General features: G+C 36.8%; 11 protein-coding genes and 1 tRNA gene. 8 read left to right on the top strand and 4 right to left on the bottom strand.

What is annotated here, in order from left to right; translation table 11 throughout:
* The first annotated feature begins 4 nt into the window (after positions 1–4).
* The 8 genes from aroC to V7S76_RS05000 all read left to right on the top strand — a co-directional run bounded on the left by aroC (position 5) and on the right by V7S76_RS05000 (position 11,181).
* Positions 5–1,096 carry a chorismate synthase gene (gene aroC, locus V7S76_RS05035; protein WP_459508966.1) on the top strand — a complete coding sequence of 364 codons (1,092 nt, stop codon included), beginning with the start codon at positions 5–7 and terminating at the stop codon, positions 1,094–1,096.
* Positions 1,093–1,533, top strand: coding sequence for a nucleoside deaminase (locus V7S76_RS05030; RefSeq protein ID WP_459508965.1), 441 nt, complete (start codon positions 1,093–1,095; stop codon positions 1,531–1,533). The genes aroC and V7S76_RS05030 overlap by 4 nt, the downstream gene beginning before the upstream one ends.
* 62 nt (positions 1,534–1,595) lie before the next feature.
* Positions 1,596–2,207, top strand: a complete 612-nt coding sequence (locus V7S76_RS05025) for a superoxide dismutase (RefSeq protein ID WP_459508964.1) — start codon at positions 1,596–1,598, stop codon at positions 2,205–2,207.
* An 82-nt stretch (positions 2,208–2,289) separates the two neighbouring features.
* Positions 2,290–2,366, top strand: a tRNA-His gene (locus V7S76_RS05020).
* A gap of 190 nt (positions 2,367–2,556) precedes the next feature.
* Positions 2,557–3,174, top strand: a complete 618-nt coding sequence (locus tag V7S76_RS05015) for an NYN domain-containing protein (protein WP_459508963.1) — start codon at positions 2,557–2,559, stop codon at positions 3,172–3,174.
* Positions 3,175–5,221: 2,047 nt separating this feature from the next.
* Entirely contained in the window at positions 5,222–7,534 is a 2,313-nt protein-coding gene (locus tag V7S76_RS05010) for a PSD1 and planctomycete cytochrome C domain-containing protein (protein ID WP_459508962.1), read from the top strand.
* Positions 7,534–8,994, top strand: coding sequence for a DUF1501 domain-containing protein (locus V7S76_RS05005; protein ID WP_459508961.1), 1,461 nt, complete (start codon positions 7,534–7,536; stop codon positions 8,992–8,994). The genes V7S76_RS05010 and V7S76_RS05005 overlap by 1 nt, the downstream gene beginning before the upstream one ends.
* A 3-nt stretch (positions 8,995–8,997) precedes the next feature.
* The gene (locus tag V7S76_RS05000) at positions 8,998–11,181 is read left to right on the top strand and encodes a c-type cytochrome domain-containing protein (protein WP_459508960.1); all 2,184 of its coding nucleotides are present in this window, start codon (positions 8,998–9,000) and stop codon (positions 11,179–11,181) included.
* Here the strand turns inward: V7S76_RS05000 and V7S76_RS04995 are convergent.
* From V7S76_RS04995 to V7S76_RS04980, 4 genes are all read right to left on the bottom strand, one after another.
* Positions 11,178–12,068: a MerR family transcriptional regulator gene (locus tag V7S76_RS04995; RefSeq protein WP_459508959.1), complete on the bottom strand. Its 891-nt coding sequence runs from the start codon at positions 12,066–12,068 to the stop codon at positions 11,178–11,180. The genes V7S76_RS05000 and V7S76_RS04995 overlap by 4 nt on opposite strands.
* Positions 12,069–12,730: 662 nt before the next feature.
* Positions 12,731–13,357: a carotenoid biosynthesis protein gene (locus V7S76_RS04990; RefSeq protein ID WP_459508958.1), complete on the bottom strand. Its 627-nt coding sequence runs from the start codon at positions 13,355–13,357 to the stop codon at positions 12,731–12,733.
* 14 nt (positions 13,358–13,371) lie between these two features.
* Positions 13,372–14,436 (bottom strand): mannose-1-phosphate guanylyltransferase, encoded by a 1,065-nt coding sequence (locus tag V7S76_RS04985; protein WP_459508957.1) that lies wholly within the window; start codon positions 14,434–14,436, stop codon positions 13,372–13,374.
* Positions 14,437–14,438: 2 nt separating this feature from the next.
* The gene (locus V7S76_RS04980) at positions 14,439–15,482 is read right to left on the bottom strand and encodes a DUF3089 domain-containing protein (RefSeq protein ID WP_459508956.1); all 1,044 of its coding nucleotides are present in this window, start codon (positions 15,480–15,482) and stop codon (positions 14,439–14,441) included.
* Between the last annotated feature and the right edge of the window lie 116 nt (positions 15,483–15,598).

Raw genomic sequence — 15,598 nt, 5'->3', positions numbered from 1 at the left:
TAGAATGGGAAGTATATACGGAAAGATTTTTCAAATTAGCACCTTTGGTGAATCACATGGCGCAGCAGTCGGCGTGGTGGTGCAAGGTTGTCCTTCAGGCATTGATTTTGATTTGGATTTTATTCAATCAGAATTAGATCGTAGAAAACCTGGACAATCTAGAATTACCACTCAAAGAAAAGAGGCGGATAGTATTGAGGTATTATCCGGTGTTTTTGAAGGAAAAACCACAGGAACTCCAATTGCGATGTTGGTTTGGAACGGCGACCAACGTTCCAAAGATTATTCCCACATTTCCGATCAATTTAGACCTTCTCATGCTGATTTCACTTATTTTGCCAAGTATGGTTTAAGGGATTATCGGGGCGGTGGAAGAAGTTCTGCCCGTGAAACTGTAGCCCGTGTGGCAGCTGGTGCTTTGGCAAAATTGGTTCTGAATAAATTAGGAGTTAAAATTTCTGCCTATGTTTCTCAGGTAGGTAAATTGAAATTGCAAACCCCTGTGGAGCAATTGGATTTGTCCATCACAGAAACCAATGCGGTTCGTTGCCCTGATCCTACACTTGCGGAAGAAATGTTTGCCTATATCGATGATATTAGAAAACAAGGAGATTCGGTTGGGGGAGTAGTTTCTGCTTATATTGAAGGTTGTCCTGTAGGATTAGGAGAACCCGTTTTCGATAAATTACATGCTGAATTAGGCAAAGCCATGTTGAGCATCAATGCGGTAAAAGGTTTTGAATATGGTAGCGGATTTGATGGGGTGGAATTACGCGGTTCTGAACACAATGATATCATTGTAAAAGATGCCGATACCGGTGAAATAAAAACCTTAACCAATCATTCAGGTGGTATACAAGGTGGGATTTCCAATGGGGAACCTATCTATTTCCGAGTAGGATTTAAGCCAGTTGCAACCATCATGCAAGATCAAGATAGTTTGAACGAAAAGGGCGATAAAATTACCGTTTCAGGAAAAGGCAGGCATGATCCATGTGTGGTTCCAAGGGCTGTTCCTATTGTGGAGGCTATGGCTGCAATTGTTATCTTAGACTTTTATTTAAGGAATAAATTGATTCAAATTTCCGCCCTATGATTTTTGATGAGGATTCCTATTTCATGGGTTTGGCTTTAAAACAAGCCGAGAGAGCCTTAGAAGAAGAAGAAATTCCGGTGGGTGCGGTGGTGGTATGCCAAGGTAAAATTATTGCCAAAGCATACAATCAAACAGAAATTTTGACCGATGTAACAGCACATGCTGAAATGATTGCGATCACATCAGCTGCACAAACAATTGGTGCCAAGTATTTAAAAGATTGCACTTTATATGTGACCTTGGAGCCTTGCTTGATGTGTGCGGGGGCAATTTATTGGTCGCAATTAGGTAGATTGGTTTTTGGGGCAAGTGAAGATAAAAGAGGTTTTCAGCAAATTGGAAAAAGAATTTTACATCCCAAAACTGAAATTTTGGGTGGAGTTTTGGCAGCTGAAGCTGAGAGTTTATTGAAAGAATTTTTCTCGATGAGAAGATAATATGGGAACAAAATGTTCTTGTTAATAGTTTTTTAGAATGTACTTTTTAAATATTTACAATTATGGCTTTTGAATTAGCACCATTACCTTATGCAAATAATGCATTAGAGCCTCATTTTGATGCATTGACCATGGAAATTCACCACGATCGTCATCATAATGCGTATGTGACCAACTTAAATGCTGCCGTGAACGGTACAGCATTAGAAGGAAAATCTTTAGTAGAATTATTGGCTACTATTTCAACTCAGTCTCCAGCTGTTCGCAATAACGGAGGAGGACATTATAATCATGATTTGTTTTGGAATATCTTATCTCCGAATGGTGGTGGACAACCGGTTGGTACCTTAGCGAAGGCTATTGATGCTAAATTTGGTAGTTTTGATGCTTTTAAAGATGAGTTCAAAAAAGCAGCTATTTCTCGTTTTGGATCAGGTTGGGCATGGATTGTTGCTCAAAAAGATGGTTCCATTGCTGTATCATCTACACCTAATCAAGATAATCCTTTGATGGATGTGGCAGATGTAAAAGGTCATCCAGTCATTGGTTTAGACGTTTGGGAGCATGCCTATTATTTGAAATTTCAAAATAAACGCCCTGATTATATCGATTCATTTTGGAACGTAATCGATTGGAATGCAGCTGAAAAGCGTTATTTAGACGCTCAAGCATAAAAAAATAAGCTGGGAAATAGATAATTTTCCGGGTTTAGGTTTGCTTACTAACACCTTTTGTGTATTTTTGCAATCCTAAATGGTGGTTGTAGCTCAGTCGGTTAGAGCATCGGTTTGTGGTTCCGAGGGTCGTGGGTTCGAGCCCCATCTTCCACCCCAAAAGCCTTAGCGTAAGCTAGGGCTTTTTTTATTTTATTCACAAAAGCATATAATTTACGCACATCATACATCGCTTTTTTCGTTCAATTTTATTACAAAAGTAAATCCCTCAATTTGATGTTGCATCAACTCAAAGATGCTATCTTTAGGCATTATTTAAAAATGCATCTTTTCCCAATGTATAGCCTTCATGGAGCATAAAAAGAATCGGGTGATTGCCTATATAGATGCAGCCAATTTGTATTTTGGTATGATAGATGCTGGCTATACCTATTGTAAATGGTTAGATGTTCAAAAATTAATTCAAAGTTACCTTACTTCGAAGCAAGAATTAGTCGACGTGAAATTTTTTACTAGCCTAATTACCCACAATCCACCTAAGCAAAACCGCCAAAATACCTACCTAGAAGCATTGGAAGCAAGAGGTGTTCTTATGTATTATGGCGTTTATCAAGCAAAATTCATGGACTGTCGCAAATGTGGTAATAATTGGATTGTGCCAAATGAGAAAATGACAGATGTGAATATGGCTACTCAAATATTAGCAGATGCTTTTCAAGATAATTACGATGTGGCGATTGTGATAACAGGCGATAGCGACTTAGTTCCTTCTATCCAATTTGTCAATGACACCTTTGTTGAAAAATCTGTTGTTGTTTTTTTTCCTCCTCAAAGGCATAATGATTCCATTGAAGATGCGGCTAGAAGTAGCTTAATTATTACTCGGAAAAAGTTGATGGACGCACAATTACCTAAAGAAATTAGAAAAAAAGATGGTTATGTATCAACCAAGCCGGAGGGGTGGTAGTTAATTAGGAATAATAGGTAAAAGGTGATAGGTAAAAGGTAATAGGTAAAAGGTAAAAGGTAATAGGTAAAAGGTGATAAAAGGTAATAGGTATTAGGTTTTAGGTATTAGGTATTAGGTAAAAGGTAATAGGTGAGAGTTAATAGGTAATAATGCGAATGAAGGGTTGAAAATTCCTTTGACAGGCTCAGGAACCGAGCTGAGATAAATCTATTAATTCTATTTTAGAACTTATAAATGAACTTGCGGTTAATCCGACGAAAGATTGGAACGAAGCGGTAGGCGGAGCTTTGACAATGAGCATGGGCGATGTGCGTCAGGGTCAAAGAAAATAGCCGAAAGCGAAGTGAAAATCGGTCAGCTTGCTGATTCGTCTTGGATTAACTTGAGGTAAATTAGTTTTTTTGTTTCTTTTTTTTCAAAAAAAGAAATGCCATAGAAAATGAATTAGCCAGAAAATTGCATTGATAGGGATTAGATATTAGGTAAAAGGTAATAGGTAAGAGTTAATAGGTAATAATGCGAATGAAGGGTTGAAAATTCCTTTGACAGGCTCAGGAACCGAGCTGAGATAAATCTATTAATTCTATTTTAGAACTTATAAATGAATTTGCGGTTAATCCGACGAAAGAATTGAACGTAGCGGTAGGCGGAGCTTTGACAATGCGCAAGGGCCATGTGCGTCAGGGTCAAAGAAAATAGCCGAAAGCGAAGTGAAAATCGGTCAGCTTGCTGATTCGTCTTGGATTAACTTGAGGTAAATTAGTTTTTTTGTTTCTTTTTTTTCAAAAAAAGAAATGCCATAGAAAATGAATTAGCCAGAAAATTGCATTGATAGGGAATAGATATTAGGTATTAGGTAATAGGTAATAGGTAAGAGTTAATAGGTAATAATGCGAATTAAGGGTTGAAAATTCCTTTGACAGGCTCAGGAACCGAGCTGAGATAAATCTATTAATTCTATTTTAGAACTTATAAATGAATTTGCGGTTAATCCGACGAAAGATTGGAACGAAGCGGTAGGCGGAGCTTTGACAATGAGCATGGGCCATGTGCGTCAGGGTCAAAGAAAATAGCCGAAAGCGAAGTGAAAATCGGTCAGCTTGCTGATTCGTCTTGGATTAACTTGAGGTAAATTAGTTTTTTTGTTTCTTTTTTTTCAAAAAAAGAAATGCCATAGAAAATGAATTAGCCAGAAAATTGCATTGAAAGGGAATAGATATTAGGTATTAGGTAAAAGGTAATAGGTAAGAGTTAATAGGTAATAATGCGAATTAAGGGTTGAAAATTCCTTTGACAGGCTCAGGAACCGAGCTGAGATAAATCTATTAATTCTATTTTAGAACTTATAAATGAATTTGCGGTTAATCCGACGAAAGATTGGAACGAAGCGGTAGGCGGAGCTTTGACAATGAGCATGGGCCATGTGCGTCAGGGTCAAAGAAAATAGCCGAAAGCGAAGTGGAAATCGGTCAGCTTGCTGATTCGTCTTGGATTAACTTGCGACTAATAAGTTTTTTTGTTTCTTTTTTTCTAAAAAAAAGAAATACCATAGAAAATGAATTAGCCAATAAATGGTAATGCGATATCGGAAATTGATATAATAATGAAGGGGGTAATTGGCATCTTTGAGTTAAATAAGGGATTTGTTTTTAACACAAAAGACACAAAGATTATTCAACCCAACTACCTTGGTTTTTTTATTGGGTCAAATAGGTTTTTAACTCTTAATTCGCATTATAAGTGTTTAGTTATTAGAGATTAGGGATTTGTGACTTTGATCTGGGATTAGTTGAAATAAGAGTAGACGGTAATTGTTTTCCTCGTTATAAAAAACTAATAACTAATCACCCATAACTCATTCAATAGTTATTAAATTCAATTCATGTCTCCATGTCGAATTCCTATTGATTTTTCATTTCATTTTATTTCGAGACAAATTATCGCCAAACCCTTCATGTTGCATATAATTCCATAAAATAATTTATCCTAATTAAAAAATATTTATATTTAATCTTTGAATCTGAAAAGATTTTTAGACCTATCTATGAAATATTTTTATTCTTTGCTTTTATCTGCCATTTTGGTAGTTTTTGGCTATATGTTCTATAGTTGTAGCAGCGTTAATGCATCGGATGATGCTATGCCGGATGTTGTCGATTATAACTTTCATATTCGTCCTATTTTATCAGACCGATGCTTTAAATGCCATGGTCCTGATGCCAAAAAACGGGCATCCAATTTACGCTTAGATACCCCTGAAGGTGCTTATGCAGCCTTTAAAGACAATTTAAAAGCTCATGCCATCGTTCCCGGAAATCCCAATTCCTCCGATGCTTTCCTTCGTTTAATTACCCAAGATACTTCTTTAAGAATGCCACCCATGAAGTCGAATTTAACTTTGACTTCCCATGAAATTGATTTAATTGAAAAGTGGATCGAGCAAGGAGCTGTTTATAAGCCGCATTGGTCTTTTATGGCTCCTATCAAGTCTGAATTGCCAGATGCAGATGCGTCTTGGACCCGAAATGAAATCGATCATTTTGTCTATTCTACTATGCGGGAGAAAGGGCTCAAACCTAGCAAGGAGGCGGAAAAGGAGCAATTGTTGAAACGGGTTTACTTAGATTTGGTTGGATTACCGCCAAGTATTGAGGAGCAAGAAAAGTTTTTGGCTGATCAAAGTGAAAATGCCTATGAAAAAGTAGTAGATCAATTGTTAGCTAATAAGCATTTCGGAGAAAAAATGGCCATCAACTGGTTAGATGTTGCCCGATATGCGGATTCACACGGCTATCAGGATGATGGTTTAAGGACCATGTGGCCTTGGAGAGATTGGGTGATTCATGCCTTTAATAGCAATTATTCGTATGCCAAATTTCTGAAATGGCAATTGGCTGGCGATTTAATTCCTCATGCCACAAAAGAGATGATTTTAGCGACTGGGTTCAATCGAAATCATAAAATTACCCAAGAAGGAGGGGTAATCGATGAGGAATATAGAGTAGAATATGTCAATGATCGAACAAGTACTTTTGGGAAATCATTTTTAGCTTTGACTTTTGAATGTTCGAAATGCCACGATCATAAATATGATCCTATTTCTCAGAAGGATTATTACAGCACTTATGCTTTTTTCAATCAAGTGCCGGAAAAAGGCCTTTTTGGCACCATTGATGCCTCTTTTGCCGATCCTCCCAACATTCAAATTACTTCTAAAGACATTCGGAAAATCTTAACTTTCATTAATAAAAAAGATACTTCTGCTGTGGATGTCATGGTAATGAAGGATGATTCCGTTAAACGAAAAACCTATGTGTTGAGTAGAGGAAATTACGATATGCCAGCAGCTGAAGTAGCGATCGGAGTTCCAAAAAGTATATTACCATTTTCCCCAGCTAAATATGGATCTAACCGATTAGGATTAGCCAATTGGTTATTAGATGAGAAAAACCCTTTAACCAGCAGAGTATTTGTTAACCGAATGTGGGCTCAATTTTTTGGTCGTGGAATTGTTAAAACCTTAGGCGATTTTGGTATGCAAGGAGAATTGCCAACTCATCCTCAATTATTGGATTGGCTGGCGGTTGATTTTAGAAGTCATCATTGGAATATCAAACGTTTGGTGAAACAAATAGTTACATCTGCAACTTATCGGCAGTCGTCAGCTATTCCAAAAGAAGCCTTAGCCAAAGATCCAGAAAATATCTATTTATCGCATAGCACAAGAATGAGAGTTCCTGCCGAAAATGTACGGGATTTGGTTTTAGGTTCAGCCAATATTTTAAATCAAGAAATTGGAGGGCCTAGTATTAAACCTTATCAGCCCAAAGGAATTTGGGAAATTGCCTCTTCTGGTCGTGGTTCATTGATGAATTATATTCAAGACCACAATCAGGATTTGTATCGAAGAGGGATGTATGTTTTCATCAAAAGGACAGTTCCTCCACCTTCTATGTTGATTTTTGATGCAAGTAATCGGGATCAATGCGAAGTACAACGTGGTAGAACCAACACGCCTTTACAAGCTTTGGTCATGATGAATGACCCTAGTGTGATGGAAAGTTCTAGGGTCTTGGCCAGTGCTTTGTCGAAACAAAATTTGGATGAGGATCAATTATTAGGACTGGCCTTCAGGAAAATAATTTGTCGAAAACCCCAGAAAAAAGAGTTGGAAATTCTGAAGCGGTATTTTGAAAAGGAGCAAAAAACCTTTGAGGAAAATCCAAAAAAAGCAGAAAAATTGATGGGGATTGGGGAATATAGAAAAGAGATCAAGGTCAATAAATCTTTTACAGCTGCATTGATGCAAACGATTCAATTGATTTATAATATGGAAGAAGCTTTAATTCGAGTGTAATGAGCATGAGAGAAAATGAATTTTTGAAAAATCAATTGAACATTACCAGAAGGCATTTTTTTGGTAAAGCAGTTGCAGGAATCGGAGGCTTAGCCTTAGGTTCTTTGTTGGTTCCTGAAATATGGAAAGGCGACGAGTCTTCCTCCACTCTTCCATTGGGTGTTGCTCAATTCGCTCCTAAAGCAAAAAGAATCATTTATTTATGCCAAAACGGTGCACCTTCCCAATATGAATCTTTTGATTATAAACCCACTCTTGTTCAAAGAAGTGGAGAAGAATTACCTGATTCGATTCGTGGGACACAGCGATTAACGGGCATGACTGCCAATCAAGATAAATTTCCTTTAATTGGTTCCTTTTATGGTTTCAAGCAATATGGTAAATCAGGCACTTGGATTTCGGATATTTTTCCCAATATCGGTGCTATTGCGGATGATATTTGTGTAGTAAGGACAATGAATACGGATGCTATTAACCATGATCCTGCCTTGACATTTTTACAAACGGGTGCGCAAGTGGGTAATCGACCTAGTATGGGTGCTTGGATGTCGTATGGTTTAGGCAGTGAAAATAAAAATTTGCCCGCATTTTGTGTGTTATTATCAAGAGGGAGAGGAAATGGTCAAGGGGTTTATTCCAAATTATGGACAAATGGTTTTTTAGATTCGACTCATCAAGGTGTCGTATTCAGTAGTTCCGAAGATCCGATTTTGTATTTAAATGATTCGGATGGAATTGATAAAACTGCTCGAAGAAGGATGTTGGATGAATTGGCGGAATTAAATAGTTTGGGATTTGAGGAAAATGGTGATCCGGAGGTTCAAGCCAAAATTCAACAATATGAAATGGCATATCGTATGCAAACTGCGGTACCTGAATTGACAGATCTTTCCAAAGAGCCTGATCACATTGTGAAAATGTATGGCCCTGATTGTTTGGTTCCTGGAACTTATGCGGCGAATGCATTATTGGCTAGAAAATTATCTGAATCGGGCGTACGCTTTGTTCAATTATATCATCAAGGCTGGGATTCACATGGAAATTTGCCAAAGGAAATGGCCTTGCAAGCACAAGATGTGGATCGTTCCTCAGCGGCTTTGATTACCGATTTGAAACAAAGGGGTTTATTGGATGAAACCTTGGTGATTTGGGGTGGTGAATTTGGACGAACCAATTATTGCCAAGGCACTTATACCAAAGACAATTATGGTCGAGATCATCATCCAAGAGCCTATAGTATTTTCATGGCAGGCGGAGGCGTCAAGGCTGGTTCTGTTTATGGAGAAACGGATGAATTTGGTTACAATGTAGTGAAAGACCCTGTTCATATTCATGATTTTCATGCAACTGTACAGCATTTGATGGGAATTAATCACGAACAATTAACTTATAAGCATTTGGGAAGAAGATACAGATTAACAGATATTGCTGGTAAGGTACTTCCTGGATTAATTGCATAGAAAATGAAATCAAAATTATTTGATATACTAACTTGGTTAATCCTCTTTTTGGAGGGTCTTTTGGTTTTTGTATTGATTTTTCAATCTAAAATTGTTGTCCCCTTTCCGTTTTTGGGTAGGTTTCATCCGCTAATTTTACATTTACCGATTGGATTTAGTGTTTTATTGACATTTTTGTTTTTGATCAAAGGTCAAATTTTATACACTGATTTTTATCGTATTTTCCGCTTCTTGCTTTATTTGACATGCTTATTTACGGGTCTTTCAGCACTTTTAGGTCTATTTTTGTCTTTGGAATCCGGATATGATTTAGCATTAATCCGTTTTCATCAATGGGCAGGGGTTGGAGTTAATTTCTACTACCTTGGGGTGTTATTGGCTTATGAAAAGGAATGGGTTAGAGGCTTTAGGAAATCGCTTTTGGTGAGTTTGGTGGGAATGTTTCTATTTATTCTCACTGGGCATGGAGGAGCTAATTTGACACATGGAGAAGATTTTTTGTTCCCCAATTCGAATGATCAAATAATCATCACCAATGAATCTAAGGTATTCGATGATTTGGTTAGACCCATTTTGAAGAATAAATGCGAGTCATGTCATAACGACCAAAAAACCAAAGGTCAATTAAACATGAGCAGCGTTGAAAAAATGTTAAAGGGTGGTAAAAATGGACCTTTATGGATTGCAGGAGATGTGGTAAAAAGTCATTTGACGCAACGAATTGAACTTCCATTAGATGCCAAAGAGCACATGCCTCCAAAGGGTAAAGCACAATTAACAAACGATGAATTAATGATTTTGAAACTCTGGGTAGAATCTGGAGCTTCTGTGAATAAAAAGATACAGGATTACCCCAAACAATTCAATTTTTCTAAGTGGCTTAGTTCATCAGCCTCTAGTCAAGAGAATTTGCTAATAAAAGAAGAAGAATACGATTTCTCTGCTGCATCGGAATCGGATATTCAAGCGGTAAATACACCATTTTGTTCAGTTCGGTCTATTTCAAGTCAATCGCCAGCGCTGGAGGCAGAGTTTTTTGTAGCGAAAAAATTTGATGTAAAAACCTTGGAGAATTTGTCCAAGGTATCAACTCAATTAATTTCTTTGAATATTTCTAAAATGCCCATCAAAGATGCAGAACTAAAAGAAATCGCCAAATTGACTCATTTAGAAAAGTTGAATTTGAATTTTACAGATATTAGCAGCAAGGGATTAGTCGAATTATTAGCTTGTCAGCAATTGTCATCTTTATCATTGGCAGGAACCAAAATTCAACAAAGTGAATTAATTGGATTTTTACAAAAAATGCCTTCTTTGAAAGAATTGTTTATCTGGAATACCCCATTAACTCCTGATCAAATTCAGGAATTGACTCAATCATTTCCCAAAATACGGCTCGAGCAAGGTTATGTTCCCAAAGATGAAAAACTATATATCAATCCACCCATATTGGTTAATGAAAATTTAATTTTAAAGCCAGGAGAGGATTTACAATTCAAGCATACTTTGAAAGGCGTTGATTTTCATTATACTTTAAATGATTCAACACCTGATTCCTTGGGGAAGTTAATTACTCGAGGTCCGATTAAAATTGATCAATATACCAAGGTGAAAATATTGGCTACCAAATCAGGTTGGTTGGCTAGTAAAGCTTTAGAGTTAAGGGTTTTTAAGTCGAAATTTGTGCCTGATTCCATCATTTTACTAACTCAGCCTGAGCCTAAATATATTGCTCAAGGATCCTACACCTTGAAAAATTTTGTATCTGGCGCAAGGTACACCAAAGGTGTACCTAATCAAACTTGGTTGGGTTTCAATGGTTCGGATTTTGAGGCTGAGTTTATTTTTGATAAAGCCAATGCGATGAAAGGACTCACTTATTCTTATTTGGAAAAGACCGATGAGGGTGTTTTTCCTCCCACTGATGTAGTGGTCTTGGGCATGGACTCAAAAGGTAGTTGGAAAAAAATTGGTTTTTATCGCCCAGAAGTACCAAAAGAGCGCAGAGGTTTTTCTAATAAAGCGTTTAATATTCCTTTGGCGCAAGGTAACTACTCGAAAATCAAGCTAATTGCTCATACAGTTAAATCATTGCCTAATTATCTAATTAATAATGAAAAGAAGGAAAAGTTTGAATTGGGGGCTAAACCAGGAAAGTTGAGATTGGATGAAATTCTCTTTTATTAAAGAGAATCAGCAATGGTAATTAATTGTTGGAAGTTTTTTAATACTTCTAAATTGCTAGGTAGATTTAGATTACGATCATCTTGACTAAGTAAATACCCACTTAATAGAAATTTCGTATTAGGCATTTTTTCTGCCAGATCGGAAAGGTATTCATCAATTTCAGAAGCTTTCGGTTCGGTGGTAAATACGCTACAGATATAATCTGGCTGATGAATATTATCGGCAAAAATCAATTCATCAAAAGGCAAAGATTGTCCCAAATAAATCACAGAATGCTTTCTAGCTCGAAGAATATAATTGGCAAATAATAGACCTAACTCGTGCAATTCACCTTCAGGTAAGTACAATAAGAATTTCTTAGCATTGGGTTTAATGGATAAATCTTGTTGATCGATGGCGGCAATTAATTTTTGTCGAATCAGATGCGTAATGAAATGCTCTTGTGCTGGCCCAACGGATCCTGAAAGCCACAATGTTCCTAATCTGCCTAAAAAAGGATAAATGATTTCTAAGACATAACTCTCAAATCCAATATTATGAACGATATTATCGGTTAATTTTCGGAAAAGACTTTCATCTAAATCCAACATAGCCACGGTTAAGGCTTGGATTTGATCAGGATAATCTAACTTATTTTCTGAAAGTTGAAGAATATGTTGGGAGATTTGCTCCTCATCCATTTTTGAAATTTCAGATATTTTGTATCCACCCTTATCTTGTAATATCGCAATGTTCAATACAAATTTCAAGTCCTTGTCACAGTAAGTCCGAATATTCGTATCTGACCGATTAGGGTTTAATATTCCATAACGCTGCTCCCAGATTCTCAAGGTGTGTGCCTTGATTCCGCTTAGGTTTTCTAAATCTTTGATGGAATATTGATTCATAGAACTGGTTAATGTTTTATAAACCCAGGTTAGTGGAAATTGTTTTAAAATTATATTGTTTAAATTCGAAAAGTTTAAATCGCCCAAAACCTCCTCCAATTTTCATGCCTCGAAAGGCTCAGCAACCTTGCTTCGAAAGGTTCAGCAAACGATTTTTTCTCTTCTCTTTTCTTTTCTCTTTTCTCTCTTCTATCTCCTCTTTTCTCTTTTCTCTTTTCTCTCTTCTATCTCCTCTTTTCTCTTTTCTCTTTTCTCTCTCCTCTTTTCTCTCCGATATTAGCTTCGACTCCGCTCAGCCAATGCTAATTATTCTTTTTTAGGACTTATAAATGAATTTGCGGTTAATCCGACGAAAGATTTGAACGGAGCGGTAGGCGGAGCTTTGACTATGCGCATGGGCATGTGCGTCAGGGTCAAAGAAAATAGCCGATAGCGAAGTGAAAATCGCTCCGCTTGCGGATTCGTCTTGGATTAACTGGCAGAATTTAAGTTTTTTTGTTTCTTTTTTTTCAAAAAAAGAAATGCCTTAGAAAAAAAAGAACCAACAAATTGCTTTGTTATAATGAAATAGGGAATTCCAGTTTATTCCAAATTTCAACTCTTAATTCGCATTATTACCTATTACCTATTACCTATTACCTTTTACCTATCACCTCCCGCCCTCAATTCATTGCCCAATGCCCAAGGAAAAACATAAACTGTAATAGGGCGATTAGTCGGAATAAACTTGATTTCGATTGTAGATTTTCTGACAAATAAATCCAATGAAAAAAGAAAGAGGCCAACCACCAAGCACCAAAATTTTGAATGGGTACTTGTTCTCCTTGCCAATGCCAAAAGTCGAAATGAATCGCAACGGGCTCAATAAGTAAATCCAAAGCCGTCATTAAGCCAGCCCCTAAAGCCGCTTTACCAATTTTCCCACCGATTCCCCATTCTTCCACAACGGCATTTGTTGCAATGACCAAGATTAACCAATTGATTCCTATGGTTAAAGGCACATTCTGTATTTTAAATCCAAGTGTTTGTCCGTAATGATACGAACCAAAAATTTTACCTGTATGAACCCCAACTACTTCCAGAAACCATGCTGCTACAGCAATACCAGCCAATATAATGTAAGTTTTTACATCGGTTTTTGGAAAAAAATACACACAAATGAAACCAGTCAGCCATAGAGTTAGGGGAACTAAAGACACGAATAAAGCCTGTGTGGATTCGATGTTCATGCCAATTAATCCGGCGGCATAAAGGACAACTAAAAATCGTTTTAAAAATACGGGATTCATGGGTTGATACTAAATTAACTGAATTTTTCTTCTATGTTACCTGCATCCTCTACGAACTGCTTTACTTGTTGTTCTTGATCTTGGGGGCAAATCATTAACACATTATCATTTTCTGCGATGATGTAGTTTTGCAATCCTTGAACTACAACTAACTTTCCTTTTGGTGTTTTAATAATGCAATTTTTGGTATCGTATAATAACACATCTCCGTCTATGACATTATTGAGTTCATTTTTTTCACTTATTTCATAAAGCGATTTCCATGTACCCAAATCGGACCAACCAATATCAGATAAGATAACTTTTACATCTCTTGCTTTTTCCATGATACCGGTATCAATGGAAATGCTTTTGCAGACTCCGTACACCTTTTTGATGAATTCATCTTCTCCATCCGTATAATAAAATTCACTTCCTTCTTCGAATTGTTCGGCCATTCTAGAAAGATGTTTTTCTAATTCTTTTTTGAAAGTTGAAAAACTAAAGATGAAAATACCCGCATTCCAAACATAATCGCCACTGTCTAAAAAAGCTTGCGCCAATTCTAAATTAGGCTTTTCCGTAAAGGTTTTCACCCGTTGGGCCTCCACATTTTCGGGATGATATTGAATATAGCCATAACCTGTATCTGGCCGGGTAGGTAAAATTCCCAAAGTTGCTAAAATGGGCTCATCCGCCGCTTTAAGAGCTTTTTTGATATTGTCTTTAAAGGCCTCTTCTTTCAAAATAACATGATCGGAAGGTGCAATGATGAATTTTGCTTTTTTGTTTTTCTTCGCGATTTTATAGGTTGCGTAGGCAATACATGGTGCTGTATTTCTTCTTTGTGGCTCCTTCAAAATTTGATCTGGACTAAGAAATGGCAATTGTTCTTGAACAATATGGGCAAATTCCACCGAAGTGACTACATAAATATTTTCTGGATGTATTATTCCTTCAAATCGTTCCGCTGTTTGTTGGAGCATGGTTTTACCTACCCCTAACACATCAATAAATTGTTTGGGCTGACTACTCCGACTTATTGGCCAAAATCTTGTGCCAATCCCACCAGCCATGATGATTAAATATTGATTTTTCATACTTATTTATTCGATAGGAATTGATTAATTCTATTTCCCACGTTTTCTCTGATGGACGAATAGTATAAATTATAATCCGCTTTGTGCCAATTTTTTATTTTGACGAACATTCTTCCTTTTACATAAGGGATGTTTGTCCAAAGTACACCCAAATGGTTTTGAGCATCTGCCATGTTTTTGGCATACTTAAATCCAAAATATACGCCACCTTTATTCAATTCTTTGGGTTTAAATTCCTCATCCAAGGTCCAAGAAAGTGGATTGGTGGAAACCAAATTGGTACTTGTGCCAGGATGCCAAGGTGGCAAATAACCTTGTGTAAACGTAGTCCATGCCACAAAGCATCCAGTAGAAGATGGAGATTCGCAAGCTGGTATTTGTTGAAAAGTATTTTTTTCCGTAGCAATACCAATGATATAGGCTGCCACTAATTGTTTTTGAAGAGCTTTTCCATCAAAATATTCTTTCAATAATCGAGTAGCGTGAATGGTTCCTTGACTATGCCCAGCGATGACGATGGGTCTTCCTTGATTGAAATGCTTCAAATAATATTCAAAGGCTTTTTTGACGTCTTGATAGGCAAAATCCAAAGCGGCCTCTTTATCGTTTTTGTTAGGAGTGACAAAGGCATAATAATGCGCCTGACGATATCTAGGGGCGTAAATTTTACAAGATCCATTAAAAACAGATGCTTGGTTTAATATGGTAGAACTATCCGTTATCTTGTTAAGGTATTCATCTTCTACCGATGCATTCCAAATGTATTCATTCTTGGGTTCGTAGGTATATATCGTTGGATGCACAAAAAATACATCCGCTTTCGCATCTGCTTGTTGGTCTTTGTATGGCGATTTTTTAGGGACTAAATCAGCTGCATCTTTAACTGATGGTAAAGCAGCCCAATTTTTCATATTGGCATAATCTACTTCAGCGGGCTTTGCTACTTCATTCCAAGTCTTTTTTAAAACAGTAGGTGTGGTATTCAAGCAACTGTTTAAAAGGACTAGCGCAGAAAATAAAATACTTAATGGAAAGAATTTTTTCATGTTCAGAAAATTACGTCAAATCTACTAATAATTATTGGTTTTAGATGATGAGAATTACTTACCACCTTTTTTATCCAAATTACTTATTCTACAAAGTGTATTATTTTTCAAAAAAT

Source organism: Aquirufa sp. ROCK2-A2, assembly GCF_054558485.1.
Note: the sequence above shows the minus strand (reverse complement) of the source record. Positions and strands in the feature narration are given on the sequence as shown.

Bases quoted from the DNA above. Each gene is read 5' to 3' on its own strand.
- aroC (WP_459508966.1), top strand. From the start codon at position 5: ATGGGAAGTATATACGGAAAGATTTTTCAAATTAGCACCTTTGGTGAA.
- V7S76_RS05030 (WP_459508965.1), top strand. From the start codon at position 1,093: ATGATTTTTGATGAGGATTCCTATTTCATGGGTTTGGCTTTAAAACAA.
- V7S76_RS05025 (WP_459508964.1), top strand. From the start codon at position 1,596: ATGGCTTTTGAATTAGCACCATTACCTTATGCAAATAATGCATTAGAG.
- V7S76_RS05015 (WP_459508963.1), top strand. From the start codon at position 2,557: ATGGAGCATAAAAAGAATCGGGTGATTGCCTATATAGATGCAGCCAAT.
- V7S76_RS05010 (WP_459508962.1), top strand. From the start codon at position 5,222: ATGAAATATTTTTATTCTTTGCTTTTATCTGCCATTTTGGTAGTTTTT.
- V7S76_RS05005 (WP_459508961.1), top strand. From the start codon at position 7,534: ATGAGCATGAGAGAAAATGAATTTTTGAAAAATCAATTGAACATTACC.
- V7S76_RS05000 (WP_459508960.1), top strand. From the start codon at position 8,998: ATGAAATCAAAATTATTTGATATACTAACTTGGTTAATCCTCTTTTTG.
- V7S76_RS04995 (WP_459508959.1), bottom strand. From the start codon at position 12,068: ATGAATCAATATTCCATCAAAGATTTAGAAAACCTAAGCGGAATCAAG.
- V7S76_RS04990 (WP_459508958.1), bottom strand. From the start codon at position 13,357: ATGAATCCCGTATTTTTAAAACGATTTTTAGTTGTCCTTTATGCCGCC.
- V7S76_RS04985 (WP_459508957.1), bottom strand. From the start codon at position 14,436: ATGAAAAATCAATATTTAATCATCATGGCTGGTGGGATTGGCACAAGA.
- V7S76_RS04980 (WP_459508956.1), bottom strand. From the start codon at position 15,482: ATGAAAAAATTCTTTCCATTAAGTATTTTATTTTCTGCGCTAGTCCTT.